This is a genomic window from Janthinobacterium sp. GL_088, from assembly GCF_057837845.1.
In genome coordinates this window covers 5,337,721-5,359,792 of sequence record NZ_CM174453.1, presented here as the reverse complement: position 1 = coordinate 5,359,792, position 22,072 = coordinate 5,337,721, and the positions used below count along the sequence as shown (strand labels likewise).

The 22,072-nt window shown below is 63.6% G+C and carries 25 protein-coding genes; 6 read left to right on the top strand and 19 right to left on the bottom strand.

Annotated features, from left to right (window positions below; translation table 11 throughout):
- Nucleotides 1-33: 33 nt before the first annotated feature.
- From flgK to AC3IQ7_RS23890, 4 genes are all read left to right on the top strand, one after another.
- Entirely contained in the window at nucleotides 34-2,001 is a 1,968-nt protein-coding gene (flgK, locus tag AC3IQ7_RS23905) for a flagellar hook-associated protein FlgK (RefSeq protein WP_322426395.1), read from the top strand.
- A 51-nt stretch (nucleotides 2,002-2,052) separates the two neighbouring features.
- Complete coding sequence (gene flgL, locus AC3IQ7_RS23900) at nucleotides 2,053-3,294, top strand: flagellar hook-associated protein FlgL (protein ID WP_322426396.1); 1,242 nt, start codon at nucleotides 2,053-2,055, stop codon at nucleotides 3,292-3,294.
- A 168-nt stretch (nucleotides 3,295-3,462) separates the two neighbouring features.
- Nucleotides 3,463-3,906, top strand: a complete 444-nt coding sequence (locus AC3IQ7_RS23895; protein ID WP_489207485.1) for a MarR family winged helix-turn-helix transcriptional regulator — start codon at nucleotides 3,463-3,465, stop codon at nucleotides 3,904-3,906.
- Between the two features lie 48 nt (nucleotides 3,907-3,954).
- Complete coding sequence (locus AC3IQ7_RS23890) at nucleotides 3,955-5,214, top strand: MFS transporter (RefSeq protein ID WP_099377945.1); 1,260 nt, start codon at nucleotides 3,955-3,957, stop codon at nucleotides 5,212-5,214.
- Between the two features lie 9 nt (nucleotides 5,215-5,223).
- Here AC3IQ7_RS23890 and AC3IQ7_RS23885 read toward each other — a convergent pair whose 3' ends face one another.
- Nucleotides 5,224-6,120: a LysR family transcriptional regulator ArgP gene (locus AC3IQ7_RS23885; RefSeq protein ID WP_489207484.1), complete on the bottom strand. Its 897-nt coding sequence runs from the start codon at nucleotides 6,118-6,120 to the stop codon at nucleotides 5,224-5,226.
- Nucleotides 6,121-6,193: 73 nt separating this feature from the next.
- On the opposite strand from AC3IQ7_RS23885, the gene AC3IQ7_RS23880 reads away from it, so the two are divergent.
- Nucleotides 6,194-6,838: a LysE/ArgO family amino acid transporter gene (locus AC3IQ7_RS23880; protein ID WP_099377943.1), complete on the top strand. Its 645-nt coding sequence runs from the start codon at nucleotides 6,194-6,196 to the stop codon at nucleotides 6,836-6,838.
- Nucleotides 6,839-6,847: 9 nt separating this feature from the next.
- Here AC3IQ7_RS23880 and fliR read toward each other — a convergent pair whose 3' ends face one another.
- The 13 genes from fliR to fliF all read right to left on the bottom strand — a co-directional run bounded on the left by fliR (nucleotide 6,848) and on the right by fliF (nucleotide 18,193).
- Complete coding sequence (gene fliR / locus AC3IQ7_RS23875; RefSeq protein WP_099377942.1) at nucleotides 6,848-7,708, bottom strand: flagellar biosynthetic protein FliR; 861 nt, start codon at nucleotides 7,706-7,708, stop codon at nucleotides 6,848-6,850.
- Nucleotides 7,709-7,724: 16 nt separating this feature from the next.
- Nucleotides 7,725-7,994: a flagellar biosynthesis protein FliQ gene (gene fliQ / locus AC3IQ7_RS23870; protein ID WP_035821365.1), complete on the bottom strand. Its 270-nt coding sequence runs from the start codon at nucleotides 7,992-7,994 to the stop codon at nucleotides 7,725-7,727.
- A gap of 10 nt (nucleotides 7,995-8,004) precedes the next feature.
- Entirely contained in the window at nucleotides 8,005-8,781 is a 777-nt protein-coding gene (fliP, locus tag AC3IQ7_RS23865) for a flagellar type III secretion system pore protein FliP (RefSeq protein WP_099377941.1), read from the bottom strand.
- Nucleotides 8,771-9,370 carry a flagellar biosynthetic protein FliO gene (gene fliO, locus AC3IQ7_RS23860; RefSeq protein WP_489207483.1) on the bottom strand — a complete coding sequence of 200 codons (600 nt, stop codon included), beginning with the start codon at nucleotides 9,368-9,370 and terminating at the stop codon, nucleotides 8,771-8,773. The genes fliP and fliO overlap by 11 nt, the downstream gene beginning before the upstream one ends.
- Nucleotides 9,367-9,801 (bottom strand): flagellar motor switch protein FliN, encoded by a 435-nt coding sequence (gene fliN / locus AC3IQ7_RS23855; protein WP_034754038.1) that lies wholly within the window; start codon nucleotides 9,799-9,801, stop codon nucleotides 9,367-9,369. The genes fliO and fliN overlap by 4 nt, the downstream gene beginning before the upstream one ends.
- A 51-nt stretch (nucleotides 9,802-9,852) precedes the next feature.
- A complete protein-coding gene (gene fliM, locus AC3IQ7_RS23850; protein WP_034754035.1) occupies nucleotides 9,853-10,839 on the bottom strand; it encodes a flagellar motor switch protein FliM in 987 nt (328 codons plus the stop codon).
- A gap of 6 nt (nucleotides 10,840-10,845) precedes the next feature.
- Nucleotides 10,846-11,358, bottom strand: a complete 513-nt coding sequence (gene fliL / locus AC3IQ7_RS23845) for a flagellar basal body-associated protein FliL (protein WP_101482395.1) — start codon at nucleotides 11,356-11,358, stop codon at nucleotides 10,846-10,848.
- 186 nt (nucleotides 11,359-11,544) lie between these two features.
- Nucleotides 11,545-12,843 carry a flagellar hook-length control protein FliK gene (locus AC3IQ7_RS23840; protein ID WP_489207482.1) on the bottom strand — a complete coding sequence of 433 codons (1,299 nt, stop codon included), beginning with the start codon at nucleotides 12,841-12,843 and terminating at the stop codon, nucleotides 11,545-11,547.
- A gap of 19 nt (nucleotides 12,844-12,862) precedes the next feature.
- A complete protein-coding gene (fliJ, locus tag AC3IQ7_RS23835) occupies nucleotides 12,863-13,303 on the bottom strand; it encodes a flagellar export protein FliJ (RefSeq protein WP_035821358.1) in 441 nt (146 codons plus the stop codon).
- Between the two features lie 32 nt (nucleotides 13,304-13,335).
- Nucleotides 13,336-14,652 carry a flagellar protein export ATPase FliI gene (fliI, locus tag AC3IQ7_RS23830; RefSeq protein WP_233516143.1) on the bottom strand — a complete coding sequence of 439 codons (1,317 nt, stop codon included), beginning with the start codon at nucleotides 14,650-14,652 and terminating at the stop codon, nucleotides 13,336-13,338.
- A gap of 89 nt (nucleotides 14,653-14,741) precedes the next feature.
- Nucleotides 14,742-15,443 carry a flagellar assembly protein FliH gene (locus tag AC3IQ7_RS23825; RefSeq protein WP_489210512.1) on the bottom strand — a complete coding sequence of 234 codons (702 nt, stop codon included), beginning with the start codon at nucleotides 15,441-15,443 and terminating at the stop codon, nucleotides 14,742-14,744.
- A gap of 43 nt (nucleotides 15,444-15,486) precedes the next feature.
- Nucleotides 15,487-16,485, bottom strand: coding sequence for a flagellar motor switch protein FliG (gene fliG / locus AC3IQ7_RS23820; RefSeq protein ID WP_034754023.1), 999 nt, complete (start codon nucleotides 16,483-16,485; stop codon nucleotides 15,487-15,489).
- The gene (gene fliF / locus AC3IQ7_RS23815) at nucleotides 16,478-18,193 is read right to left on the bottom strand and encodes a flagellar basal-body MS-ring/collar protein FliF (protein ID WP_099377938.1); all 1,716 of its coding nucleotides are present in this window, start codon (nucleotides 18,191-18,193) and stop codon (nucleotides 16,478-16,480) included. The genes fliG and fliF overlap by 8 nt, the downstream gene beginning before the upstream one ends.
- Nucleotides 18,194-18,481: 288 nt before the next feature.
- Between fliF and fliE the strand changes: the two genes are divergently transcribed.
- Entirely contained in the window at nucleotides 18,482-18,823 is a 342-nt protein-coding gene (fliE, locus tag AC3IQ7_RS23810) for a flagellar hook-basal body complex protein FliE (protein ID WP_035821347.1), read from the top strand.
- A 143-nt stretch (nucleotides 18,824-18,966) separates the two neighbouring features.
- Here the strand turns inward: fliE and AC3IQ7_RS23805 are convergent, their stop codons facing one another.
- Genes AC3IQ7_RS23805 through fliS form a run of 5 tightly spaced genes read right to left on the bottom strand, consistent with a single transcriptional unit; the run spans nucleotide 18,967 to nucleotide 22,054 of the window.
- Nucleotides 18,967-19,728, bottom strand: a complete 762-nt coding sequence (locus tag AC3IQ7_RS23805; protein ID WP_233516132.1) for a flagellar brake protein — start codon at nucleotides 19,726-19,728, stop codon at nucleotides 18,967-18,969.
- 10 nt (nucleotides 19,729-19,738) lie between these two features.
- Nucleotides 19,739-20,065, bottom strand: coding sequence for an EscU/YscU/HrcU family type III secretion system export apparatus switch protein (locus tag AC3IQ7_RS23800; RefSeq protein ID WP_035821344.1), 327 nt, complete (start codon nucleotides 20,063-20,065; stop codon nucleotides 19,739-19,741).
- On the bottom strand, nucleotides 20,058-21,251 hold the full coding sequence (fliK, locus tag AC3IQ7_RS23795; protein ID WP_489207481.1) for a flagellar hook-length control protein FliK: 1,194 nt from the start codon (nucleotides 21,249-21,251) through the stop codon (nucleotides 20,058-20,060). Before fliK ends, AC3IQ7_RS23800 begins: the two co-directional genes overlap by 8 nt.
- Nucleotides 21,252-21,277: 26 nt before the next feature.
- Nucleotides 21,278-21,604, bottom strand: a complete 327-nt coding sequence (locus AC3IQ7_RS23790; protein WP_099377935.1) for a flagellar protein FliT — start codon at nucleotides 21,602-21,604, stop codon at nucleotides 21,278-21,280.
- A 3-nt stretch (nucleotides 21,605-21,607) separates the two neighbouring features.
- The gene (gene fliS / locus AC3IQ7_RS23785; protein WP_489207480.1) at nucleotides 21,608-22,054 is read right to left on the bottom strand and encodes a flagellar export chaperone FliS; all 447 of its coding nucleotides are present in this window, start codon (nucleotides 22,052-22,054) and stop codon (nucleotides 21,608-21,610) included.
- Nucleotides 22,055-22,072 lie beyond the last annotated feature (18 nt).

Sequence of the window (22,072 nt, the reverse complement as noted above, 5' to 3'; positions counted from 1 at the left end):
GTAAATACATTTGACGGTAACCAATAAGACACCATGACTTCGAATCTACTCAGCATCGGTAAGAGCGGTTTGCTTGCAGCGCAGGTGGGCCTGTCGACGACCGGGCATAACATCACCAATGCCAACGTGGCCGGCTACAACCGCCAGGTGGTGCTGCAGCAGACTTCGCAGTCCAACTATGCCGGCTATGGCTTCATCGGTACGGGTACGGAAGTGTCGCAGATCAAGCGCCAGTACGACAGTTTCATGGCTACCCAGGTCAATGCCGCGCAAAGCGCCACCAGCGCGCTCGACGCCTATTACACGCAGATCAGTCAGATCGATAACTTGCTGGCCGATCCCACGGCGGGCCTGTCGCCCGCCCTGCAGGACTTCTTCAAGGGCGTGCAGGATTTCAGCTCCAATCCCTCCTCGGTCGCATCGCGCCAGGCGCTGCTGTCGAGCGCCGGCTCGCTCGCTTCCCGTTTCCAGGGTTTGAGCGCGCGCCTGACGGAGATCGGCGACGGCGTCAATTCGCAGATCACCTCGAATGTGACGGTGATCAATACCTACGCCAAGCAGCTCGCCGAGCTGAACAAGTCAATTTCCCAGTTGTCGGTCGATGCCAGCAACCAGCCCAACGATCTGCTGGATCAGCGCGACCAGCTGATCACGGAATTGAACAAATATGTCAAGGCGACGGTGCAGCCCGCTGCCAACAATACCGTCACCATTTCCATCGGCTCGGGCCAGCCGCTGGTGGTGGCGGACCGCAGCTTCGAGCTGGCGGCCACGCCTTCGCGGACGGACCCGAACCGCATCGAGGTGGGCTATGTCACGGGCAGTACCGTCACCGTACTGCCGGACAGCTCCCTGACCGGCGGCTCGCTGGGCGGCTTGCTGGAATTCCGCAGCGGTACCCTGGACAATGTCCAGAACTCGCTGGGCAAGGTGGCCATCGCGCTGGCCAGCACCTTCAACGACCAGCACAAGCTGGGCCTGGACTTGAATGGCGCCATGGGCGGCGACTTTTTCAAGATACCCGATCCCGTGATCGGCGCCGATCGCGGCAACAACGCCAGCAGCACCACTGTGCTGTCGGCCAAGGTCAGCGACCCCACCAAACTGACGGCCAGCGATTACAGCCTGAAATACGACGGCAGCAATTATGTGGTGACGCGCGAGTCCGACGGCGCGCACACCATCATCAATCCCTACCCGCAAACGGCGCCGCAAACCATCGACGGCGTCGATTTCTCGATCTCGGGCACGGCTGCCCAGGGCGACAACTACGTCATCAGGCCGACGGCGAACGGTGCGGCCGGCCTGGCCGTGCTGATCACCGACCGCAACAAGATCGCCGCGGCCGCACCAATCGTCACGGCGGCGCCCGTGGCCAATACGGGTTCGGGCAAGCTCAGCGCCGGCTCCGTCGACAAGGCCTACCTGACACCAGGCAATGCCCTGACCGGTCCCGTGACCTTGACCTACGACAAGGCGACCACCTCGCTGACGGGTTTCCCGGCGGGTCAGGCGGTGACGGTCAAGGGCTTGAATGGTGCCACCACGACCTATCCGGCCGGCACGGCGAACATCCCGTATACGGAAGGCGACAACTTCAGCTTTGGCGGCATCAATGTCGGCATGACGGGCACGCCGGCGCAGGGCGATAAATTTACCATTGCGCCGAACACGGGTGGCGTGGGCGACAATCGCAACGCCGCGCTGCTGGCGGGCTTGCAGACGAAGAACATCCTCGATGGCGGCAATGCCACGTTCCAGGGTTCGTATGCGCAAACCGTGAGCTTCGTGGGCAACAAGACGCGCGAAGTACAGGTCAGCGGCCTGGCCAGCCTGGCCTTGCTGCAGCAGACCAGTACCCAGCAGCAGGCAGTTTCCGGCGTCAATCTCGATGAAGAGGCGGCCAACCTGTTGCGTTACCAGCAGTCCTACCAGGCATGTGGCAAAGTCATGCAGATTGCCAGTACCCTGTTCGACGTGGTGATCGGCCTGGGACGTTAATCAATTTTTACCGCAGCGCAGCGCGCGGCGGCTTTCTGGAAGGGCAGCATCATGCGCATCAGCACACGAATGATTTATGACCAGGGCAGCTCGCAGCTGAACAATCTGCAGGGTGCCTTGAACCGTACGCAGATGCAGCTGTCGTCGAACCGCCGCAACCTGACGCCGGCCGACGATCCGATCGCCTCGGCGCGCGCGCTGGAAGTGACGCAGTCGCAATCGATCAACACGCAATTCGTGACGAACCGCTCGAACGCGAAGAACTTCCTGTCGCAGGAAGAGCTGGCATTGGCCAGCACCACCTCGCTGATCGCCGACGTGAAAGACCTGGTCGTGAAGGCCGGCAATCCTTCCCTCAAGGATGTCGACCGCGATACCCTGGCCAAGGAACTGGAAGGCCGGCTGACCGACTTGCTGGGCATCGCGAACACGGCCGACGGCGCCGGCGGCTACCTGTTTTCCGGCTATAAATCCACCACCCAGCCATTCAGCCAGACGCCGACGGGCGCCAGCTATGTGGGCGACCAGGGCCAGCGCGAACTGCAGGTGGGCTCGGCGCGCTACCTGGCTACCAGCGATTCCGGCGCTACCGTGTTTGAAAACAACCTGACCGGCAACGGCAAGTTCACCACGGCGGCCGCCACCGCCAACTTCACGCGCGGCGGCTCGGGCATCGTTTCCGGCGGCACGGTGACGGACCCGTCGGCATTGACGGGGCATAAGTATTCGATCGATTTCAAGGTCACGGGCACGGGCACGGATGCCGTCACCACGTACACTGTCACGGACGCCACCTTGGGCCAGACGGTGCCCAATCCCGCCGTGCCCATCCCCTACAAGGCGGGCGACGCCATCACCTTCGATGGCCAGCAGGTGAACATCACGGGCAAGCCGGCCGACCAGGACAGCTTTACCCTGGAGCCGAGCGCCAAGGAATCGCTGTTTACCACCGTGAAAAACCTGATCGGCGTGCTGCGCCAGCCGGGCAGTGGCGATGCGGGACAGGCGCGCCTGACGAATGGCTTGAACGCCGCGCATAATATTCTCGACACGGCCTACGACAATGTCCTGTCTGTGCGCGCGGAAGTCGGTTCGCGCATGAAGGAACTCGATTATCTCGACAGCGCCGGCGACGACCTCGACATCCAGTACGCCACCACCCTGTCGGACCTGCAAGACCTCGACATGGTCAAAGCCATTTCCAACTTCAGCCAGCAGCAAGTTACCCTGCAGGCGGCGCAGAAAACCTTCACCTCGATCTCGGGCCTGTCGTTGTTCAACTACATCAGCTAAACAGCCGGCATCGGCAGGAAGTCCGGCAAGCCGGGGCAGGGAGAACATCTTCCGCCCCGGTTTTTTTTCGTCCGCAATATAGCCGTCTTGACAAGATATACAGGCAAACTGTGCAGTCTACCTGCATATCTGTTATAGTAGGGGCCGTTGATCCACCACACGGCTACCATGACCGCCCCGCAAGAAGACCACGAACAAGTCCTGCAACTGGCCGGCGAATTGCGCATCCTGGTCGGCAAGTTGCGCCGCCGCCTGCGCGAAGAGGCGTACCTGGGCGATGTCAGCATGTCGCAGGCATCCGTGCTCAGCCGTCTTGAACGCGACGGCCCGGCCACTGCCAGCAGCCTGGCGCGCGCCGAAGGCATGCGGCCCCAGTCGATGGCCGCCACCGTGCAAGCCTTGACGGAAGCGCAGATGGTGACGGGTTCGCCCGATCCGCTTGATGGCCGGCAAACGCTATTGACCCTGACGGACAGCTGCCGCGCCTGGATAGCGGCCAGCCGCGCCGCGCGCGAAGACTGGCTGGCGCGCACCATTGAAACCCGGCTCACGCCGGACGAAGTCACCGAACTGAACCATGCGGTGGCATTACTCAAACGCTTGGCGGAGTGATCCGCTGAATTTTTCACCACGACCCCGGCAAGGAGCCCGCACGCCCAGATGAACAACACATTCCGTTCGCTACGCATTCCCAATTACCGTATCTGGGCCGGCGGCGCCCTCGTGTCGAATATCGGCACCTGGATGCAGCGCACGGCGCAGGATTGGCTGGTGCTGAGCGAATTGACGCAGCACAATGCCAGCGCCGTCGGCATCGTCATGGCCTTGCAATTCGGCCCGCAACTGCTGTTGCTGCCCCTGACGGGCATGGCGGCCGACTTGCTGGATCGCAGGAAATTGTTGTTGTGTACGCAGGCGGCCATGGGCTTGCTGGCGCTGGGCCTGGGCTTGCTGTGCATCAGCGGCCTGGTACAACTGTGGCACGTGTATGTGTTTGCTTTCCTGCTGGGCTGCGTGACGGCCTTCGATTCGCCCGTGCGCCAGACTTTTGTTGCCGAAATTGTTGGCGAGGAAGATTTGACGAACGCCGTGGCGCTCAATTCCACCTCGTTCAATGCGGCGCGCATGCTGGGCCCGGCGGTCGCCGGCTTGCTGATCAGCAGCGTCGGCAGCGGCTGGGTCTTCATCATCAACGCCGTCTCGTTTGCCGCCGTGATCGGATCGCTGTTGCTGCTGCGCGTGGAATTGCTGCGCCGCGCGCCGCGCCTGAAGGCCACGCGCGCCAGCCTGGGCGAGGGATTCCGCTACGTGCGCCAGCGGCCCGACCTGATGGCTATTTTGCTGATGCTGTTCCTGATCGGCACCTTTGGCCTGAACTTCCCGATTTTCCTGTCGACCATGTCCGTGACGGCCTTCCATGCGGGCGCCGGCCAGTATGGCGTGCTCAGTTCCATCATGGCTTGCGGCTCCGTGGCCGGCGCCTTGCTGGCGGCGGGGCGCGGCCAGCCCACCCTGGCCTTGCTGCTGGGCGCCGCAGCGCTGTTCGGCCTGGCGTGCGCGCTGGCCGCCGTGATGCCCAATTACTGGCTGTTCGGCATGATGCTGGTGGTCATCGGCATTGCCGCGCAAACCTTTACCACCAGCGTCAACAGCAGCGTGCAACTGTCGACGGCGCCCGCCATGCGGGGCCGGGTCATGGCCATCGTGCTGGCCATCTCGGCGGGCGGCACGCCGCTGGGCGCGCCCATCGTGGGCTGGGTAGCTGATACCTTCGGCCCGCGCTGGGCGCTGGGTATAGGCGCACTCTCGGGCCTGGCGGCGGCGCTGGTCGGCGTGCGCTACCTGGTCAAGCATCACCAGTTGCGTTTGAATGTCGACCTGCGGCGCTGGCGCTTCGCGCTCAGCAGCGACCAGCCCTGAGGTTGCCAATCAGGGCGGCAGCAGGCCCGTGCGGGCGGCGGCCAGGATGGCTGCGCTCAAGCCATCGAGCAGGCTGGACGCGGCACGCGCCGTATGCCAGTACAGGGGAACGTCCAATGGCGTAGCGGGCAGCAGTTCCACCAGGGCGCCCTTGTCAAGGTGGGGCTGGATCAGCGCCTGCGGGTGCAAGCCCCAGCCCATGCCGGCCAGGCCTGCCGTGACGAAGGCGTGCGGCGAAGGCAGGGCATGGCGCGGCAATTCCACGTGCCGGTGGCACAGGCGGCGCACCCAGCGCGATTGCAGTTCGTCCTTGGCATTGAAGACGAGGCTGGGCGCCAGCGCCAGGCTGGCGGCGCCCACGCCGTGGGCAAAATGCCGCTGCACGAAGGCGGGACTGGCGGCCGCCAGGTAGCGCATGGCACCCAGCGGACGGCTGTTGCAGCCTGATGCGGGCCGGGCCGTGGCGCTGACGGCCGCCAGCACGGCGCCGCTGCGCAGCCACTCGGCCGTATGGTCCTGGTCGTCGACGGCCACCTGTAGCAGCACCGGGTGTTCGGCAGCGAAGGCAGCGATGGCGGGCGCCAGCCAGGTGGCCAGGCTGTCGGCATTCACGGCGACGGGCACGCTGGCGCGCGAGGGGCCTTGCGCTGCCAGCGCCGGCAAGGTCCCCTGCAAATCCTGCTCCAGCAATTGCACCTGGTCCACGTGCTGGCACAGGCGCCGGCCCGTTTGCGTGGCGCGGCAGGGCTGGTCGCGTATCACCAGCGCGCAGCCGACGCGCTCTTCCAGCAGGCGGATGCGCTGCGAAATGGCCGATGGCGTCACGTGCAAGGCGCGCGCCGCGCGCTCGAAACTGCCTTCGCGGATGACGGCGGCCAGCGCGGCGAGGGCGGCATAATCGAGCATGAATGAAGTTTTCCTTAACTGGCTGTAGAAAAGGTAGTTTGCCTTCATTTCGTGGGGCTGGCAAGATCGCCGCATGACACTCCCGACCGCCACCACACCACTGGTTTTTTCCGTCTTTCTCCAAGGCATGACCCTGGGCTTGGGACTCATCGTTGCCATCGGTTCGCAAAACGCTTTTGTCTTGCGACAAGGCTTGCGCCGCGAACACGTGGGCGCCATCGTGCTGTTTTGCGCCCTGGCCGACGCGGCGCTGATTGCCGCCGGCGTCCTGGGCATGGCCAGTGCGCTGGGGCAGCGTCCCCTGCTGGCCAGCGCGCTGGCGCTGGGCGGCGCCGCTTTCCTGGCCGTCTACGGTTGGCAAGCCCTGCGGCGCGCGCGCCGGCCGCAGCAGTTGCGCGCGGCCGAAGGCGGGGCGCAACTGGGCCTGGCTGCCATCCTGGCCCAGGCGGCCGCATTTACCTTGCTCAATCCTCACGTGTATCTGGATACGGTATTGCTGGTGGGAAGTATTGGCGCGCAGCAGCCGGGCGCGTTGCGCGCCTGGTTTATTGCCGGCGCCAGCGCGGCCAGTCTGCTGTGGTTTGCCTCGCTGGGATTTGGCGCGCGCTGGCTGGCGCCGTGGTTTGCGCGGCCCCGGGCCTGGCAAGTGCTCGATGGCTTGATTGGTATCACGATGTTCGTGCTGTCGGCGCTGCTGCTGCGCCACGCGCTGGGCTGATACTTCTGTTCAGCGCGCGGCTGGCAGCGGTGCCGGTGGCGCCGGGCGCAAGGGATTCGGCGGTACGGGCGGCGCAGGCCGGTCGCGCGTGGCAAAGCCGCGCGGCAGCAGGCGTGCCGTTTCTATGCCGCGCAGGAACATGTTCTGGAAGGGTGTGGCCAGGTAGGGCAGGACCATGCCGATCACCAGCAAGCCCACGCCCAGGGTCACGGGAAAACCGATACCGAAAATGTTCAGCTGCGGTGCGGCCCGCGTCAGGATGCCCAGCGCCACGTTGGTCAGCAGCAGGGCCGCGATGATGGGCAGCGAAATTTGCAGACCGGAACGGAAGATTTCCCCACCCCAGGCCGCCAATTGCTGGAAACCACCACCGCTGATGGGACTCGACGAGATCGGCAGGCTGACAAAGCTTTCCGCCAGCGCCGCCAGCAAGACCAGGTGGCCGTTGACTGTCAAAAACATCAAGGTGGCCAGCATGACGAGGAACTGGCTGATGGCGGAAGAGCGGCCCTTGGTTTGCGGGTCGAAGAACGAGGCGAAGCCCAGGCCCATGGTGAGACTGCTGATTTCACCGGCCATTTCGATGGCGGAAAACACGATGCGGATGGAAAAACCCATGGCCAGGCCCACCAGCATCTCCTGCGTGAGAATCAACAAGCCTGGCAAGGACATCGGGTTGACGGCAGGCAAGGCCGGCACGGTGGGGGCGATGATCATGGCCAGCAGCGCGCCCAGGGTCACCTTGACGGTGGCCGGCACGGCCGCGTTACCGAACAGGGGGGCGGCCGCGATTAGGCCCAGGATGCGGCTAAGTGGCCACAGCAGTGCTGCGATCCAGGTATTGAGTTCGATGCTGGACAGGGTCAGCATGGCAACAGCGACTGCACTAGCCCACCAGGTTCGGGATGCCCGTAAACACCTGGCGCATATAGTCGAGCATGACGGACAGCATCCACGGGCCGGCCACGACGAGGGCGACGAAAATGCCGACCAGCTTCGGGATGAAGGACAGGGTTGCCTCGTTGATCTGCGTGGCCGCCTGGAAAATACTCACGATCAAGCCGATGATGAGGGCGACGAGCAGCATGGGCGCCGCTACCATCAGCGTGATTTCCATCGCATGGCGGCCCAGGGTCATGACGCTTTCGGGTGTCATCGTACTTCCCCTAGTAAAAACTCTGTGACAGCGAGCCCAGCAGCAACTGCCAGCCATCGACCAGCACGAACAGCATCAGCTTGAACGGCAGCGAAATCGTCGCGGGCGACATCATCATCATACCCATCGACATCAGCACGCTGGCGACCACCATGTCGATGATCAAAAACGGGATGAAGATGGCAAAGCCGATCTGGAACGCCGTTTTCAGCTCGCTGGTGACGAAGGCGGGCACGAGGATGCGCAGCGGCACGTCTTCCGGGCCTTGCAGGGCCGGCGAGCGCGACATCTTGGCAAACAGGGCCAGGTCGGCCTGGCGTGTCTGCTTGAGCATGAAGGTTTTCAGGGGATCGACGCCCTTGTCCATCGCCTGCTGCATGGTGATCTTGTTTTCCTGATAAGGAAGATAGGCATCCGTATAAATCTTGTCGAACACGGGACCCATGACGAACAGAGTCAGGAACAGGGCCAGCCCCACCAGCACCTGGTTCGGCGGCGCCGATTGCGTGCCGATGGCCTGGCGCAGCAAGGACAGCACGATGATGATGCGCGTAAAGCAGGTCATCATCAGCAAGGCCGCCGGCAAAAAGGTGAGCGACGTCATCAGGATGAGCGTCTGCACCGGCAAGGAATAATTCTGTCCCCCGCCCGGCGCCGGCGTGCTGTTGAAGGCCGGGATGCCCGGCTGGGCCATGGCCCACAGCGGCAAGGCCAGGGCGGCTGCCGCCAGCAGCCAGGTCAGGGGAGTCTTCAAGGTGGACCACGCCATCTGCTGCTTATTTCCCATTGCGTTTTTCGATGGTCTGTTTCAGCCACTCGGAAAAATTGGCGGCCGCGGGGCCGTTTTGCGCCGTGGCCAGTTGCGGCAGATCGCCTTCCTGGCGCGGCATGGTGGCCAGCGCGTTGATACGGCCGGGCGAGGCGCCGACGACGATCCACTGGTCGGCCACTTCGACGAGGACGATGCGTTCGCGTCCGCCCAGGTTGAGCGAGCTGACGACGCGCATCTTGTTGTTGCCGCCCATGACCTTGGGGCCATAGCGTTTCATGAACCAGGCCAGGCCGATCAAGAGGGCCAGCACGAACACGAGCGCGAAGATAGTTTGCAGCAGGCTGCCGGCCGAGCTGGTCGGCGCCATCGTCATCGGTGCGCCGGGCGGCATGGCGGGCAGGACGGCGGTAGGCGAGGCAGCAGCTGTAGTGGCAGGTGAGGCTGCTGGCGCCGCTGCGGCAGGCGGTGTCTCGCTTGCCAGCGCGACGGAAGCGCTGGCGGCGCTGGCCGCCGCTGGTGCGGACGCGGCTGGCGCTTCAGCCAGGGCAATGCTGCATGCCGCCATCAGCGGCAGCATGGTGGAAATCAACAGGCCAGGCTTCATTTATTCAATTTTCGGATGCGTTCGGAAGGCGTGATGATGTCGGTCAGGCGGATGCCGAACTTGTCATTCACCACCACCACTTCGCCCTGGGCGATCAGGCAGCCGTTCACCAGCACGTCCATCGGTTCGCCGGCCAGGCCGTCGAGCTCGACCACGGAACCCTGTGCCAGCTGCAGCAGGTTCTTGATGGCGATCTTGGTGCGGCCCAGTTCGACCGTCAGCTGCACCGGGATATCGAGGATGAAATCGATATCGTTGTGCGTTTCCGACTTCGATGCCTGCTTGGAAAAGTCCTTGAACACGGCGGCGCTGGCCGCGCTGGCCGTATTGGCGGCCTGGTTCTGCAGCGCTTCGGCTTCCGCCTTGGCCTGCTCGGCAATGGCCGCGCCCCAATCGTCTTCCGCGCTTTGGTCGTCTTGGTTGTCAGACATGTGTTTCTCCTGTTGTACAGATACGGACCGCAACGCGGCCCGGGTATTTATTTAGTGGTTATTCATGTTATCGGCATTGGCCAACAACTTTTCAACCTTTAAGGCATATTGTCCGTTCAACACGCCATACGTGCAATCCATCACGGGCACGCCGTCGACGGTGGCGGCGATCAGTTCGGGAATATTCAGCGGGATGATGTCACCCACCTTCATGTTCAGGATTTCATCGAACGACACGCGCGCCGTGCCCAGCGAGGCCACCAGCTCGACTTCGGCGATCTGGATCTGCTGCGTCATCAGGCGGATCCAGCGCTTGTCCACTTCCAGCGCCTCGCCCTGCAGGCTCGATGTCAGCGAATCGCGGATCGGCTCGATCATCGAATACGGCATGCAGAAGTGGATTTGTCCGGAAACGGAGCCCAGTTCCACCGTAAACGTGGACGCCACCACCACCTCGTTCGGCGTGGCGATGTTGGCGAACTGCGTGTTCATTTCTGAACGGATATATTCGAACTCGACGGGGAAGACCGGTTCCCACGACTTGGTGTAGGCCTCGAAGACGATGTCGAGGATGCGCAGGATGATGCGCTGCTCCGTCTGCGTAAAGTCGCGCCCTTCGACGCGCGTATGGAAGCGTCCATCGCCACCGAACAGGTTGTCGACCAGCAGGAACACGAGGCCCGGATCGAAGACCATCAGGGCCGTGCCGCGCAGCGGCTTCATGTGCACCAGATTCAGATTGGTCGGCACCACCAGGTTACGGATGAACTCGCTGTATTTCGACACGCGCACGGAACCCACCGACACTTCGGCGCTGCGGCGCAGGAAGTTGAACAGGCCCACGCGCAGCAGCCGGGCGAAACGCTCGTTGATAATTTCCAACGTCGGCATCCGGCCGCGCACGATGCGCTCCTGGGTTGCCAGGTTGTAGGTACGAACTCCCGTGACATCTTCCGGCGCCTGCGCGTCGTCCTGGTCTCCGTTGACGCCCTTGAGTAGGGCATCGACTTCTTCCTGGGAGAGGAAATTATCGGCCATGGCTGCTTATTGAATGATGAATGCGGTAAATAATACGTCCGTCACGTCCTGCTCCGGCCCTTTGTCCTCGAACGGCTGGTTCACCTGATTGATGATTTCGGCCGCCAGTTGCTGCTTGCCTTCCACGGTATTGAGTTCGGATGCCTTCTTGCCGGACAGCAGCAGCAACAAGCGGCTGCGCACTTTCGGCATGTTGACCTTGATCAAGTCCATTTCTTCCGGGCTGCTGGCCTGCAAGGTAAACGCGATTTGCAGGTATTGCTCGCCATTTTCCGGCTGCAAATTGACGGTGAAGGCATCGATGGGCACGAAGACGGGCGGACCTGCCTTGGAAGCGGCATGTTTTTTCTTGCTCGGTGCCGATTCTTCTTTATCGGCCTTGCCATGCAGGAAGTACCAGGCGGCACCGCCACCGATACCGCCAGCCACCAGCACCGAGGCCAGCACGATGATCAGAAGCTTCTTTTTCGAGGCGCCGGCGGGAGCCAGGCCTGCATCTGCTTTCGGATCTGCTTTCATTTTTGGATTTGCTTTCAATGGTACTCGAGTGCATGGAAGTGGATCACGACGCCATTATGTCATTATCGGCAAATTCTGCGCAGAAGGATGCAGTGAAAAGAGGGCGGAAGCGCCCTCAACTCGCTGTTTTTAGACGAAAAGTTACGCCGTGGGGCGCGCCAGTGGCTTGCGGACGACGAATTGACCTCAGGCAAAGGTATCCACGGCACTCAGGCTGGGCCGGCTGCGTCCGCCTGTCGCCGGCGCGATGGCGATCTCGCCACCCGATACGCCACCACCCTGGCCATTGCCACGGCGTCCGCCAGATGCTTCCCGGTTACCCTGGTCCTGCTGTTCCGGCGTGCCGGCCGAGACGGTGGCGCTGCCAAAGGCGATGCCCGCTTCGCTCATCATTTCGCGCAGGCGCGGCATGGCCGCTTCCAGCGCCTGGCGCACTTCCGGCTGGGCCGACATGAAGGCGGCATCGGCCTGGTCATTGGTGACTGTCAGTACCACTTGCACGGGTCCCAGGTCGGGCGGATTCAGGGTCAGGGTGGCGCTCTGGTCGCCGCCAGCCGCCATCCACACGACTTTCTGTCCCAGCTGCTGGTCCCAGGCCGGCGTGCCGACCCGGCCCGTCAGCTTGTCGGCCGGCACGGCCACGGCGGCCGCAGCCTGCTGCAGCGCGCCCGGCTGCAACTGGGCAGCCAGGCGGCTCAGGTCGGCAGGTGTTTCCTTGAGGATCGGTTCGGCCACGGCGGCGCCCGCCTTGGCGGTGGCTGCCAGCTGGGCGTCGATGGCCAGCTTGCCCGGTTCGGCCTTGCCGGTCGGCACGCTGGCGCCCGGTGTGGCGGCTGCCTTGCCCTGGGCCTGGCCCAGGCTGTCGGCAAAGTCGCCGCTGTCGGCTTGCGCGGCGGCGGTGGCGGCAGCCTTGCCGCTGCCCTGGCCCACTGCCAGCAGGGGGCCTGTTGCCGGATTCTTGCCCTCGGCCTTGACACTGGCGCGCGCCGGCAGTTCCGGCGCGGCCTTGGCGGCGGCTGCCGGTGGCTGGATGGCCAGCTGGATGCTGCCTACGAGGGCCAGCATTTCGGCGGCCGGATCGGCTGGCGGCGTGACTGTCGCGGCGGGGGCGGCAGGCACGCTGGCCTCGGCCGGGGCGCTGTCGGCGGTGGCTGGTGTCGCTGCCTCGCTCGATTGCGCGGGCGGCTGTTCGCTGCTGGCCGCCTGTTCGGTGCCTGCTTGCGCCGCTTTCGCTTCGCTGGCTGGCGCCTGGGCGGGTGCCTGCGTGGCGGCGGGGCTGGCGGGACGAGCTGCCGGTGCCGGCGCCGGCGTTTGTATTTGCGCTTGCGCCATATTGCGGCTGACCTGGCGCTGCTCGATCTGGCGATTCAGGGTGCGCTGGAAGTCGCCCGCCGTGCCGCTGGTGGACGGCTGGCTGCGGTTGGCGGCGCCCGGCGTGGCGTTGGGCGAGATAATCTGGGAAATCGGTGTTGGCTGGGTTTGCATGATGCTGCCTCAGTGTTGCTTAGCGTTTGTAATAGGCTTGTCGCGCCGCGTGCTCATCCATTGCTTTCTGGTCGCGCTTGTTTTCCAGCTTCAGCGCCTGTTCCTGCGCCCGGTTGTTCAGGGTGGTGTACGACATGCGCTTGCGTTCGGCCAGTTGCCAGCGCATCTTTTCATTGTCGCTGCGCGCTTGCGCATGTTCGACTACTTGCTGCTGGCCCAGGATGGCACTGTCGAGCTTGACCATGAAGGCCTGGAAGTTGCGGTAAGCCATGGGCGTAATGCCGCTGCTCATGCTTGCCTCGAAGCGTTTGGCGTAGTCGTCGCGGTAGCCGGACAGCATGTCGAGCTTCTGGCGGCAATCGTCGAGCGCTTTCAGGGCCGCGCCCAGGCGCTTGGCGCAGTCATCCGTTTCGCGCTGGGCAAGGTCGATCAGGGTTGCAAGTTGGGAAGGAGAAGCCATGGCTGATTATATTCCCGCTAGGCAAGCCCTAATCAGTCGAATAGAGCGGTAAGTTGCCCCAAGCTCTCGTCCATGCTGACCCGCTCCGTGATTTGCTGTTGCAAAAACGCCTCGATCTTTTCATGCAGGGCGATGGCCTGGTCCAGCACGGGGTCGGTGCCGGCGCTGTAGGCGCCCACGCTGATCAGGTCGCGGCTGCGTTCATAACGCGAATACAGCTGTTTCAGCTTGCGCGCCTGCTGCTGGTGTTCGTGCGTGGTGATCGAGTGGGCGGCGCGCGAAATCGATTGCTCGATGTCGATGGCGGGATAATGACCCGCTTCGGCCAGGCGCCGGTTCAGCACGATGTGGCCGTCAAGAATCGCGCGCGCCGAGTCGGCGATCGGGTCTTGCTGGTCGTCGCCCTCGGTCAGCACGGTGTAGAAAGCCGTGATCGAGCCGCCGCCTTCCTCGCCATTGCCGGCCCGCTCCACCAGCACGGGCAGCTTGGCGAAGACGGATGGCGGATAGCCCTTGGTTGCCGGTGGCTCGCCGATGGCCAGGGCGATTTCGCGCTGCGCCATGGCGTAGCGGGTCAGCGAATCCATGATCAGCAGCACGTTTTGCCCCTGGTCGCGGAAGTGTTCGGCAATCGCCGTCGCATACGCTGCGCCCTGCAGGCGCATCAGCGGCGGCGTGTCGGCCGGCGCGGCCACGACAACGGAACGGGCCAGGCCTTCGGGGCCGAGGATTTGTTCGATGAATTCTTTTACTTCGCGTCCCCGTTCGCCGATCAGGCCGACGACGATCACGTCCGCTTCCGTGTAGCGGGCCATCATGCCCAGCAGCACGCTTTTACCGACGCCGGAACCGGCGAACAGGCCCATGCGCTGGCCACGGCCCACGGTCAGCATGGCGTTGATCGAGCGCACGCCCACGTCGAGCGTGTCGACGATGGGGGCGCGGCCCAGCGGATTGGCGGGGCGTACATTGATGGGGGCGCTGTCGGTCGTGTGCAGCGGACCGAGCTGGTCGAGCGGGCGGCCCGCACCGTCGAGCACGCGGCCCAGCAGTTGCGGCCCCACGGGCAGGTGGCGCGCGCGGTCGCTGGGGCGGCGGCGCGGGTGCGCCACGCTGCCGGGGCGGGGAATGGCTGGTTCGACGGAAAACACGCGCGTGCCGGGCACGATGCCCTCGACATCGCTTTGCGGCATCAAGAACAGGCGTTCGCCTTCAAAGCCCACCACTTCCGCTTCGACCCGGCCGCCATTGGGCAGCGGCACGGTGCAGGCGGCGCCGACGGCCAGGCGCAAGCCCACGGCTTCCATCACCAGGCCTGCCACGCGCGTGACGCGGCCTGAAATCTGCATCGGTTCGACAAAGCCGACCACGGCCGTACAGTCGCTCAGGTAGGCGCGCCAGCGCGCCGCATGGGCAGTCGGGCCTTTGACGGGCTCGCTCACGGCGCTAGCCAGTCCAGGTCTTTGCCCAGCGCATGCGTCAGGCGGTGCCAGCGGGTGGACGTCTGCGCGTCGATCTGGTTGCTGGCCGTGTCGATCTTGCAACCGCCGCGTTCCACGCTGGGATCTTCGATGACGCGCCAGCCACCTTTGTCGAGCTCATCGCCGATGCCATCGCGTACCACTTGCGCATCGTCCGGGTTGAGCATCAGCAAGGCTGGTTGTTGTAGCACAGGTAAGTATTCGATGGCTTCGCGCACCATCGGCAGCATCAGTTCGGGGCGCACGGGCAAGGCCGTCTTGAGCATGCCCTTGGCCAGCTGCAGGGCCAGTTCCATCACGTCATTGGCGATCAGGTCGTCGGCCTGCTGCACGGCCGTGCCGAAGTCGACGGCGATGGTTTGCAGGTGTGCCAGCTCGATGGCCGAGGCCGCTTTGCCTTGCGCATACGATTCGGCATGGCCATCGGCATGCCCGGCCGCGTGGCCTTCCGCATAGCCGGCCGCGCGGCCTTCGTCGAAGGCCGTGGCGCGCGCTTCCTCGCGGATGGCGTCGAGTTCTTCCTGCGTCGGGTATTCGAGCGGCGGGGCCAGCTCTTCCTCGTGCAGTTCGGCAAAGGGGTCGAGCTCCGGTTCGGGGTCCGGTTCCAGCAGCTTGCGCGCCGCCACCACGCTGGGACGCTCGTCGCCAAACGAGGTCATTTCCCAGCGCTGGTAGGCGGTTTGCTGCTCTTTGGGAATCAAGTTAGACAAACGAATCCTCGCCTTTTCCGCCTAGGACAATCTGCCCCTCGTCCGCCAGGCGGCGCACGATCTGCAGGATCTGTTTCTGCTGCGATTCCACTTCCGACAGGCGCACGGGGCCTTTCGACTCGAGGTCTTCGCGCATCATCTCGCCGGCGCGCTGCGACATGTTCTTGAAGATCTTGTCGCGCAGCTCCTGCGAGGCGCCTTTCAGGGCGATGATCAGCATTTCCGACTGCACTTCGCGCAGCAGCAACTGGATGCCGCGGTCGTCGATATCGATCACGTTGTCGAACACGAACATTTCGTCCATGATCTTTTGCGCCATGTCATTGTCGTAGTTCTTGATATTGTCCATGACGGAGCCTTCCTGCTCGCCGCTCATGAAGTTCAGGATCTCGGCCGCCGCGCGCACGCCGCCCAGCGACGATTTCTTGATATTTTCATTACCGGACAGCAGTTTCGTCAGCACGTCGTTGAGTTCGCGCAAGGCGGCTGGCTGCACGCCGTCCAGGGTGGCGATGCGCAAGACGACGTCGTTGCGCAAGCGGTCCGTGAAGTGGCCGAGGATTTCGCACGCCTGGTCGCGTTCCAGGTGGACGAGGATGGTGGCGATGATCTGCGGGTGCTCGTTGCGGATCAGCTCGGACACGGATTGCGAATCCATCCACTTCAGCGATTCGATGCCGGACGCATCTTTGCCGCCCAGGATGCGCGACAGCAGCACGGACGCCTTGTCGTCGCCCAGCGCCTTGGTGAGCACTTGGCGGATGTATTCGTCCGAATCGAGGCCGACGGTGGAATTGAGTTCCGTCTGCGCGCGGAAGTCGCCGAGCACCTCGACCACCTGCTCGTGCGCGATGCCCTTCATGGTGGCCATGGCGGCGCCCAGTTTCAGCACTTCGCGCGGCCCGAGGAATTTCATGACCTCGGCCGCTTCGCTCTCGCCCAGTGCCAGCATCAGGATCGATGCTTTTTGCAGTCCCGTTGTCTCAGTCATTATTGCCTATCCATGCTTTGATTACGTTGGCCACGACGCGCGGGTCTTCCTGCGCCAGTTTCCTGGCCATCGCCAGGTTTTCGCGATAACCGCGGGCCGTATCTTCTTCCAGTTCTTCCAGCTCCGCTTCGCTGAGCAGGACTTCGTTTTCTTCGCCGTCCTTGCTCAATTCCGGCTCGATGACGGGCGGCGGGGCGCCGAAATCGTCGATCTTGCGCATCACGGGGCGCAGCATCGGACGCACGATCTTGATGAAGATATACAGCAGGATCAGGGCCGTGATGAGGAATTTCGCCAGTTCCTTGGCCAGCGGCAAGTTGGCCGGGTCGCGCCACCACTCCAGCTTGCCTTCCGGCGCGCGGTCGATGCCGTCGAAGGGCGAGTTGGCCACGCTGAAGCTGTCGCCGCGTTCCTTGTTGTAGCCCATCGCTTCCTTGACCAGATTATTGATCTGGACCATTTCGGCAGGGGAAATTGGCTTGACCGTAACCTTGCCATCCTTGTCGAAGCTGCGGCGGTAGTTGACGACGACGGCCACCGACAGGCGGCGCAAACCACCCATGGATTTCTGCTCGTAGCGCACGGTCTTGTCGACTTCATAATTCGTCGTCGATTCCTTCTGTGTCGGTGCCGTCGGCGCGCCGCCCGGTGCGCCAGGCGCTTCGGCCGTCAACGGGGCCGTCGCCACGCCTGGCGGCTGGTTCGACAGCGCGCCCGGCACGCCGGAAGGGTTGGCATTGCCGGCGCCCGTCGATTCGCTCGTTTGCTGGCTGCGGATGGTGGACGCTTCCGGCGGCGAGTTCGGCTTGTAGGTTTCAGCCGCCTGCTCGCTTTGCGAAAAATCAACATCGGCCGTCGCTTCGGCGCGTACATTGCCTTCGCCGACGATGGGCAGCAAGATCGATTCGACCTGCTTGATCACGCTTTGCTGCAATTGTTGCACGTACTTCAGCTGGTTCGGGTCCAGACTCTTGATGCCGTTGGCGCGGTCCTTGTCCTTTTCCTGGTTCGACAGCAGGGTGCCGGCCTGGTCGACCACGGTGACATTGATCGGCAGCAACTCCGGCACGCTGGAAGCCACCAGGTGCACGATGGCGCTCACCTGCAACTGATCGAGGCCACGGCCCGGATGCAGGTTCAGCAGCACGGACGCCGTCGGTTTTTGCTGTTCCCGCACGAAGACGGATGGTTTGGGCAGCGCCAGGTGGACACGCGCCGTGTCGACGGCGGAGACGGATTCGATCGATTTGGCCAGTTCGCCTTCCAGCGCGCGCTGGAAATTGACCTGTTCCAGGAATTGCGACACGCCCAGCTTCTGGTTTTCCATCAGCTCGAAGCCTACGTTGCCGCCCTTCGGCAAGCCTTGCGCGGCCAGTTTCAGGCGCGCGTCGTGGACTTGCTCGGACGGCACGAGAATGGCGCCGCCGCCTTCGGAGAACTTGTGCTTGATGCCTAGCTGGTCCAGTGACGCGGTGATGGCGCCGCCGTCGCGGTCCGTGTAGTTCGAGAACAGGACTTTGTATTCGGGCGGCTGGTTCCACATGTACAAGGCCACGCCGATGGCGACCAGTGCCGCCACGCCCAAGCCGCGCAGGAAATTCTTGCCCATCGGCGTCTTGGCGAAGGCTTGCACGGACTCCACGGGCGAGCGGGCAGGCGCCGGTTCCGGGGGTATGCGGTTCACATCGATTTCTTCGGCTACAGCCATGATTGCCTTCCAGGGCGCGTATGTTTGGTAATGAGCGGGGGCCGCTTCCTCGGGAGGAGGGGCGATATGCAGAATTATCCGCCACTGTCACGCGCTTCAATCGTCCAAATAGAAGGCGCTTTTGCCGCCTGCTCGGCCGAGCGGCTGGCGTTGGCGCTGGTATTGTGGAACCCTGGCAACATGTGACGGAAGTTATTGTACCCGTCGTTGCCTTGCAAGCCAGGGTTTTGTTCTCTGGGTGCAACAGGCATGGAACAGATATGAAGCAGACCAGAATCGGGAGGCAAAGTGAAAACAGGCGGTATCGATAGCAGCAGGATCGAGGCGATGATCGCGCAACTGAAGTCGGCGGCCACGCGGCCGGAGGCGAAAATACCGGCGATCCAGACCGAGCTGCCAGCGGCGAAGGTGAATTTTGCCGATGCCTTCAAGAGCGCGCTCGACTCCGTGAGCGGCGCGCAAAAGGCCTCGTCGGCCCTGGGCCAGCGCTTTACCATGGGCGACGAAAAGGTCAGCCTGTCGGACGTGATGGTGTCGATGCAAAAGTCGAGCATCGAATTCCAGGCGACGGTGCAGGTGAGAAACAAGTTGGTTTCTGCATATCACGAGATCATGAATATGCAGGTTTGATACAGGCAAGTGTATTGCTACGTCACGAACGCCTTACAAAACGTAGCGAGCGGAAGCCAGTTGTGGCCGAGAAGCGGAACTGTACTCTAGTACAGTGAGCATCGCAGGCCGCAAATGGCGACGCGCAGTAGGTTTGTAAGGTGTTAACCCAACCCCGCCATGCGGGCGTTGCGCTCACGCTCCAGCCGCGTGATATAGCGCTGCACGTGCGCCAGCATGCTGCGCGGCAGGTCGACGAACTGGCAGCCGAGGCGGCGGTTCAGCTTGTTGTTCAGCAAGGTCATGTCCAGCGAATTGCGAATTTGCAAAGTCGCGGTGACGATGCCGACGTCGGGCAAGTCGATGCGGCAGCCGGGATAATCCCTGCCGATGGTCTCGCCCAGCATCAGTTTATTGTCGAGGATGGCGATGCCGCCGCAGCTGATGTCGGCCAGCGGGAACAGGGTGTCGGCGCCACCCAGTGAGGGCGGCAGGGGGATCGCCACGCGCACGGGATTGCTCACGGGCGTCGTCATGCGGTAATACTCGCGCCGCTGCAGGCGGATCAGTGTTTCTGGAATGGCAATTTTCAAGGCGGGCGTGCCGCCGAAATGGCACTCTTCCACCAGGGCGCTGGCAAACAGGATGCGGATCTTGTCGAGCGAGGTTTCAAACGAAATGCCCTTGGCGGCCAGCATGCGCCGGTTCTGGTCGGCGTTCACGGAACGGTCGAGGATGACGGTATCGTGCTCGGCATCGACTTCCAGGATGGAAGTGACGCACACATCGGATTCACCGTGGATCAACATGCGGATCAGCTGGTTCTTTTCACTGATGCTGCGCAGCAAGGCGATGATTTCCCGCCGCGATTCCACTTCAAAATCATGCCAGTTTTCGAGGCCGGAATCCATAATATGTGCTTGCATTGATGCCTGTCTATGTATCGGTGAGGTTGACGCTGGTGTCGGGCGGCGGCGGGATCGGCCCGCCATTCGCAGATTCAATATGATATAACCAGGCCAGCAGTTCCGCAATCGCCCGATACAGGCCGGGCGGAATCTGACGGTCCAGGTCGACATCCATCAACAGCGCCACCAATTCCTTCGATTCATGCACGAAGACGCCGTGTTCGCGCGCCGTGCTGATGATCTGGTCCGCGATCAGGCCGCTGCCCTTGGCCACCACCTTGGGCGCCGGCGTGCCGCTCTGGTAAGCCAGGGCGACGGCCGTCTGCGGCACCTTGCGCTTGGTGTCGTCAAGCATCATCCGCTTCCGCTTCCGCTGGCTCGGCTGCCTCGGGCTTGCCGGCGATCGTCAACGACGACAAGGGCCAGCCGGCCGCATCGAGCGACGCTTCCAGCGCCGCCGCATGCTGGCGCAAGGTGCCGGCGCTGCCTTCGCTGCCCGCTTGCAACTGGATGGCCACGCGGCCGCCCTGCAAGACTACGTGCGCGGCCAGGTCGCCCAGCAGGGGAAACTGGAAGCGCACATTGCTGCGCCAGGCCGTCGCTTCCTCGTCGGCTTCCGTGCCAGCGTGCTGCTGTCCTTCCGGCGCATCGCGGCTGATATCCCACTGCATCTTCTGGCCGGGCCACGCTTCGCCCTGCCACTGCACGCGCGCCTGTTCGTGCGTATGCAGCTGTAAATTGATCAGTTGCGCTGAGGCCAGGTCGGTCCCCGTCCTGGCCATGTCGCCCTGTGCCGCCTTCTGCATTTGCGGCTCCAGCAGCAGCGACGCGAGCGGCCGCTTGCCTTCGGCCCATTCGGCCACATGCGATTCATAGAACAGGCCGCTGCTGCCGACGGCATCGCGCAAATTCTGGGCCACCTGGGCCGGGGCGGCGCCCGGCGTGGCCATCAGCGGCGTCTTGCCGACCAGGGACAGGGGCGCGCCGGGCACGCTTTCCGCCTGGCTGAGCACGCTGCTGATGGCGCGCGCGGTGGTGCTCAGTTCGGGTGCGGGCGTGTCGCCTGCCAGGGCGGGCAGCAGATTGGCGGGCGTCAGGGGCGCGCGGCTGAGCAGGGTGGCGGCCGTGCTGCTGGCGCGCGTGCCCGCCTGGGCGGCGCCGGCTTGGGGGCCGCGCGCTTCGGCAGCGTCGGGCTCGGCTTCCGCGTCCGCATACGTCAGCAGGGCGCTGGCGGGCTGGTCGCGGCTATTGCCGATTTGAAAAGAGGGGCGGGGATTGATGCCGATCAAGGTCAGCGGGATTTCCGTGCCCGGCTGGGCGCCGGCGGGCAGTTGCATGCGGGCCGGCGTACCGGCCACGCGCACGAGGAAGCTGCCGTCGCCCATGCGGGCCAGCACCTGTCCCTGCATGGATTTGCCGATCAGGCCCTGCAGCGAGCGCTGGAACTCGGCCTGGCGCGGGTCGGCGACGGCGTCGGCCGTCCGCGTGGCCTTGACCGGGGTCAGGGGCGTCATGCCGATCGCATCCATCTTCGGCAACATGATAGCTGACCTTGCCCCGTGGGCGCTTACGCGCCGTAGGCGTTGGCCAGGCGCCGCTCCGTGCCGGTGCTGCTGATCAGCTTGGACAATTGCGCCATCCACGGCATGGTCAGGTCGCGGATCTTGCGGTCGTCTTCCAGGATCTGCTTGATCAGGGCGACCTTGCGCTGGCGGCCAGCGCTTTCCAGCACGACTTTTTCTTCATTCGCCTTCAGCGCGGCCACATGCGTGCTGATGCGCTGTTCCAGCGCTTCCAGCGCATCCCAGTCGGCGTTGGTGGCGGCGGTGACCATCTGGCCCGTCAGGGTCTGCATGGCTTCGTAAGTGGTCAGGACTTCTTGATTCGTCATCATGGGTCAGGCGCTCGCAAGGCTGGGCATACGTTTCAGATCGGCGCCAGGCATGGCGGCGGGGGTGGCGCCTATGGCGTTCCAGGTTTCGCGCAAGTCGGTGAGCAGGCGCTGCACCTCTTCCAGCAGGGCGATATCGTTGTGCAGGTTGGCCGTCAGCAGGCGTGCACTCATGTATTCATACAGGGCGTCGAGGCCTTCGGCGATCTGGCCTCCCGCTTCCTTGTCCAGGCTGGCGCGCAAGCCATTGTCGATGATCTGGATGGCTTTCGAGATGGACTTGCCTTTTTCCGGCACATTGCCCGATTTCATGTGCATCTGCGCGCTGAGCACGGCCACCAGGGCGCCGTCGTACAGCATCACGATCAGCTTGTGCGGCGAGGCCGAAACGATGCCCGTTTCCAGACCGACCTTGGCATAGGCGTTGACGCCGCGTTGTTGGGTTCCAAACATTTAATTCTCCTGATGATT

What these genes read in the sequence shown, in the direction of transcription:
- flgK (WP_322426395.1), top strand. Translation starts at nt 34, where the DNA reads ATGACTTCGAATCTACTCAGCATCGGTAAGAGCGGTTTGCTTGCAGCG.
- flgL (WP_322426396.1), top strand. Translation starts at nt 2,053, where the DNA reads ATGCGCATCAGCACACGAATGATTTATGACCAGGGCAGCTCGCAGCTG.
- AC3IQ7_RS23895 (WP_489207485.1), top strand. Translation starts at nt 3,463, where the DNA reads ATGACCGCCCCGCAAGAAGACCACGAACAAGTCCTGCAACTGGCCGGC.
- AC3IQ7_RS23890 (WP_099377945.1), top strand. Translation starts at nt 3,955, where the DNA reads ATGAACAACACATTCCGTTCGCTACGCATTCCCAATTACCGTATCTGG.
- AC3IQ7_RS23885 (WP_489207484.1), bottom strand. Translation starts at nt 6,120, where the DNA reads ATGCTCGATTATGCCGCCCTCGCCGCGCTGGCCGCCGTCATCCGCGAA.
- AC3IQ7_RS23880 (WP_099377943.1), top strand. Translation starts at nt 6,194, where the DNA reads ATGACACTCCCGACCGCCACCACACCACTGGTTTTTTCCGTCTTTCTC.
- fliR (WP_099377942.1), bottom strand. Translation starts at nt 7,708, where the DNA reads ATGCTGACCCTGTCCAGCATCGAACTCAATACCTGGATCGCAGCACTG.
- fliQ (WP_035821365.1), bottom strand. Translation starts at nt 7,994, where the DNA reads ATGACACCCGAAAGCGTCATGACCCTGGGCCGCCATGCGATGGAAATC.
- fliP (WP_099377941.1), bottom strand. Translation starts at nt 8,781, where the DNA reads ATGGGAAATAAGCAGCAGATGGCGTGGTCCACCTTGAAGACTCCCCTG.
- fliO (WP_489207483.1), bottom strand. Translation starts at nt 9,370, where the DNA reads ATGAAGCCTGGCCTGTTGATTTCCACCATGCTGCCGCTGATGGCGGCA.
- fliN (WP_034754038.1), bottom strand. Translation starts at nt 9,801, where the DNA reads ATGTCTGACAACCAAGACGACCAAAGCGCGGAAGACGATTGGGGCGCG.
- fliM (WP_034754035.1), bottom strand. Translation starts at nt 10,839, where the DNA reads ATGGCCGATAATTTCCTCTCCCAGGAAGAAGTCGATGCCCTACTCAAG.
- fliL (WP_101482395.1), bottom strand. Translation starts at nt 11,358, where the DNA reads ATGAAAGCAGATCCGAAAGCAGATGCAGGCCTGGCTCCCGCCGGCGCC.
- AC3IQ7_RS23840 (WP_489207482.1), bottom strand. Translation starts at nt 12,843, where the DNA reads ATGCAAACCCAGCCAACACCGATTTCCCAGATTATCTCGCCCAACGCC.
- fliJ (WP_035821358.1), bottom strand. Translation starts at nt 13,303, where the DNA reads ATGGCTTCTCCTTCCCAACTTGCAACCCTGATCGACCTTGCCCAGCGC.
- fliI (WP_233516143.1), bottom strand. Translation starts at nt 14,652, where the DNA reads ATGCAGATTTCAGGCCGCGTCACGCGCGTGGCAGGCCTGGTGATGGAA.
- AC3IQ7_RS23825 (WP_489210512.1), bottom strand. Translation starts at nt 15,443, where the DNA reads ATGACCTCGTTTGGCGACGAGCGTCCCAGCGTGGTGGCGGCGCGCAAG.
- fliG (WP_034754023.1), bottom strand. Translation starts at nt 16,485, where the DNA reads ATGACTGAGACAACGGGACTGCAAAAAGCATCGATCCTGATGCTGGCA.
- fliF (WP_099377938.1), bottom strand. Translation starts at nt 18,193, where the DNA reads ATGGCTGTAGCCGAAGAAATCGATGTGAACCGCATACCCCCGGAACCG.
- AC3IQ7_RS23805 (WP_233516132.1), bottom strand. Translation starts at nt 19,728, where the DNA reads ATGCAAGCACATATTATGGATTCCGGCCTCGAAAACTGGCATGATTTT.
- AC3IQ7_RS23800 (WP_035821344.1), bottom strand. Translation starts at nt 20,065, where the DNA reads ATGCTTGACGACACCAAGCGCAAGGTGCCGCAGACGGCCGTCGCCCTG.
- fliK (WP_489207481.1), bottom strand. Translation starts at nt 21,251, where the DNA reads ATGTTGCCGAAGATGGATGCGATCGGCATGACGCCCCTGACCCCGGTC.
- AC3IQ7_RS23790 (WP_099377935.1), bottom strand. Translation starts at nt 21,604, where the DNA reads ATGATGACGAATCAAGAAGTCCTGACCACTTACGAAGCCATGCAGACC.
- fliS (WP_489207480.1), bottom strand. Translation starts at nt 22,054, where the DNA reads ATGTTTGGAACCCAACAACGCGGCGTCAACGCCTATGCCAAGGTCGGT.